We start from the raw sequence: 3,244 nt of genomic DNA, 5'->3' as shown, positions 1-3,244 counted from the left end.
AAACACTTCAACAACAGCTTGGTAATTATGGTCTGTATCATCGTTCTAAACGCAACGTTTTAACTCATTTTTTGGTATTCCGCTCATTGTATTTGCGGCGTTGTGTTTACTTGCGCGCATTCAAATACCCTTTGATGGTTTTGTTACTGATAGCTTAATGATTAATAGCGTTGTAATTGATGGTGCACAACTTTTTGTATTAGCGTCGGTTGTTTATTATTTTATGCTGAGCTTTTCGCTTGGCTTTATTATGGCCGTTATATTCACTTTACTTCTTGTTGGTGCTCAGCCCATTGCAGCAATGGCGTTTTGGCCTTGGTTGAGTATTGGCGTAGGTGTGTTTGTATTTGGCTGGGTATTACAGTTTATTGGGCACTATTACGAAGGTAAAAAACCAGCGTTTGTAGATGATTTAATTGGTTTAATTATAGGCCCTTTGTACGTAACTGTTGAACTACTATTTTTAATGGGTTTTTACAAAACATTAGAAGATGAAGTAAACGCAATAGCAGGTCCTACAAAGGCGTAAAATACTTTACTAAGTACCTTTATAAAACCTAATAAATAACAATAAAAGGGCAGATAACGCATGCAATATAATAATAAAACCGTGTGGATCACCGGCGCATCATCAGGTATTGGTAAAGAGCTTGCTATACAATTTGCCGAGCTTGGAGCGCGCGTTATTTTATCGGCGCGCAATGTAGATAAACTAAACGATTTAAAAGCAACGCTTAAAGGCGAAGGGCACTTAGTTGTGCCGCTGGACTTAGCCCAGCCAGAGCATGTACTGAGTACAATAACAGCAAAAATGAGCGAGCTTCCTGCAATTGATATTTTAATTAATAACGGCGGCGTATCGCAGCGCAGTTTATTTTTAGAAAACGACTTTAACGTGTACCGCCAATTAATGGAGGTTAATTACTTTGGCTTAATTGCACTTACTAAAGCTGTATTACCTACTATGGTGGCAAGGCGCAGTGGTTCAATTGTGTCTATTAGTAGTGTGGCGGGTAAAGTAGGTTCAAAATTTAGAACGGGTTATTCGGGTTCTAAATATGCGGTTGTTGGTTTTATGGATTGCCTACGTGCAGAAGTAGCACAACATAATATTCATTGTTTAACAATTTGCCCAGGTTCTATTAAAACAGCAATTGCGCATAACTCACTAAACGAGCAAGGCATAGCGCAAAATAAACCAGAAGAGTCGATAGAAAATGGCATGGATGTAAGCGTAGCGGCTTCAAAAATGATTCGTGCCATTAGTAATAAAAAAGACGAAGTGATTATTGGCAAAGGTTTAAGTGGTTGGGCGCCTACAATTAAGCGCTTTTTTCCTACTTTGTTTAATCGCATTACCGCAAAAACAAACTATAGGTAGCGTCGTTTATTTCAAAGGCGTAAAATGCCGTAAATTTGATCAATTTAGAAAAGGATTCTAAATGAAGTATTTATGGCTGAGCCTATTTTTTATTGTATTAATTTACTCTGGTATTAACCCAAAAGATCAATTTACATGGCTGCTTGAAGTTATCCCCGCAATTATTGGTTTAGTGCTGCTAGCAAGTACCTATAGCCACTTTAAACTTACTCCTATTTTATATACATTTATTTTAGCGCATTGCGTTGTGCTGATGATTGGCGGGCATTACACCTACGCCGAAGTCCCTTTTTTCGATAATCTATTTGGTAGCGAGCGTAATAACTACGACAAAGTAGGGCACTTTTTTCAAGGGTTTGTACCAGCACTACTAGCACGCGAAATTTTACTGCGCAAAAAAGTAGTAAATGGTCGAGGCTGGTTAATCACCTTTGTTATTTCGGTATGTTTAGCATTTAGCGCCTTTTACGAATTAATAGAGTGGTGGGTTGCAGTGTTAAGCGGCGAAAACGCAGAAGCATTTTTAGGCACGCAAGGTTACGTGTGGGATACCCAATCAGATATGGGACTGGCGTTATTTGGGGCTATTTGCTCATTGTTATTGCTTTCAAAAGTACACGACAAACAGCTAAAAAACGTTAAAGATTATTTATAGGCTATAGCAACGTTGAAGACTATTTATAGGAACGTTCTATAGAAATGTTTATAAAAACATTGGTAAAAAAGACTACTAACGTATGACAGTAAACATTAGTAACTACTCAATTAGCACAGACAAAAGCAAACTTAACTTTAACGTTATTTATAACTTTATTGCTAATAGCTATTGGGCCAAAGGCATTCCTAAAAGCGTGATGCAATCGGCTATTGATAACTCAATGTGCTTTGGTGTTTACAGCGCTCATAACGAACAAGTTGGCTTTGCCCGAGTAGTGACCGATAAAGCAACCTTTGCTTATTTAGCAGATGTATTTATTGCCCCGCACTTGCAAGGAAATGGGCTGAGTAAGTTACTCATTAAAACGATAGTAGAGCACCCTGAGCTGCAAGGGCTCAGGCGCTTTTTATTAGCGACTTCTGATGCGCATGGCCTTTATGCGCAATACGGATTTAAGCCAATAGATAACCCCGCACTACTAATGCAAATAAATCCTGAGAATGTGTATGATCAAAACAATCGTAAGAGCTAATAAACGGGGGCGAAGAACAAATTCCGTTTAATGTTCTTATTATGTAGCATTGATCTACTGTTCAAAATATGTTGTAACGGCTTCATCCGTAAGTGAATAGTAATTTCTCTTACCTAACGTTCGATCTATAGTCATTTCTTTTGCCTGTAAAAAGCCCATATCTTTCAACTTTGCTGCTCTTTTACCAACCTTTTGATATGTGCAATCAAGCTCTTGTGCAAGACCAGACGGGTACTGTGGGCTATCAACTTTTAATGAGTTTATAAATTGCATATCAAACTCAGGTAATAGAATCTTCTCATCAGCTAATTCAACATCTACATTTGCATGTTCTACACTACATGTCCCAGATTTACATTTAGGACATAACATATCAAACATCTCTATCATTGATAGCATTTCATAGTCGTGGGTCGCTTTACACTGTGGGTTATTACAAGCGATATGTTTTGCATCTGATAAATAGCCTTGTAAGTTTTTTGTATTGTTAAAGCGTCTTTGGATTACATATTTACGATCTGAACCGCGACCATAATTAATATCCTCACTTACACACAACCCAAAGTTCAATGAAAAGAAGCTCATTAGTTCACTGCTATCTTGATCTTTTTGTTCATTGTATTTAGTAATGAAAAATTGCATTTCCAATGGTTTTAGAACATCTTCTAGTTTT

4 protein-coding genes and 1 pseudogene are annotated in these 3,244 nt (G+C 37.5%); 4 read left to right on the top strand and 1 reads right to left on the bottom strand.

The genetic code is table 11. The features are described 5' to 3' along the window. The 4 genes and pseudogenes from P20652_RS07185 to P20652_RS07200 all read left to right on the top strand — a co-directional run. Positions 1–529, top strand: a pseudogene (locus tag P20652_RS07185) (DUF962 domain-containing protein); the annotation flags it as partial. Between the two features lie 60 nt (positions 530–589). Beyond that, positions 590–1,381: an SDR family oxidoreductase gene (locus P20652_RS07190; protein ID WP_008169689.1), complete on the top strand. Its 792-nt coding sequence runs from the start codon at positions 590–592 to the stop codon at positions 1,379–1,381. Positions 1,382–1,442: 61 nt separating this feature from the next. Next, positions 1,443–2,036 carry a DUF2238 domain-containing protein gene (locus P20652_RS07195; protein ID WP_008169688.1) on the top strand — a complete coding sequence of 198 codons (594 nt, stop codon included), beginning with the start codon at positions 1,443–1,445 and terminating at the stop codon, positions 2,034–2,036. A gap of 82 nt (positions 2,037–2,118) precedes the next feature. Further along, a complete protein-coding gene (locus P20652_RS07200) occupies positions 2,119–2,571 on the top strand; it encodes a GNAT family N-acetyltransferase (protein WP_008169687.1) in 453 nt (150 codons plus the stop codon). Positions 2,572–2,625: 54 nt separating this feature from the next. Here the strand turns inward: P20652_RS07200 and P20652_RS20395 are convergent. Beyond that, positions 2,626–3,244 (bottom strand): hypothetical protein (locus P20652_RS20395; RefSeq protein ID WP_033017572.1); only part of this gene is annotated, 619 nt, incomplete at its 5' end.

The organism is Pseudoalteromonas sp. BSi20652, assembly GCF_000239855.1.
GTDB lineage: Bacteria > Pseudomonadota > Gammaproteobacteria > Enterobacterales > Alteromonadaceae > Pseudoalteromonas.
Note: the sequence above shows the minus strand (reverse complement) of the source record. Positions and strands in the feature narration are given on the sequence as shown.

Coding starts and splice junctions, on each gene's coding strand:
- P20652_RS07190 (WP_008169689.1), top strand. CDS start 590: ATGCAATATAATAATAAAACCGTGTGGATCACCGGCGCATCATCAGGT.
- P20652_RS07195 (WP_008169688.1), top strand. CDS start 1,443: ATGAAGTATTTATGGCTGAGCCTATTTTTTATTGTATTAATTTACTCT.
- P20652_RS07200 (WP_008169687.1), top strand. CDS start 2,119: ATGACAGTAAACATTAGTAACTACTCAATTAGCACAGACAAAAGCAAA.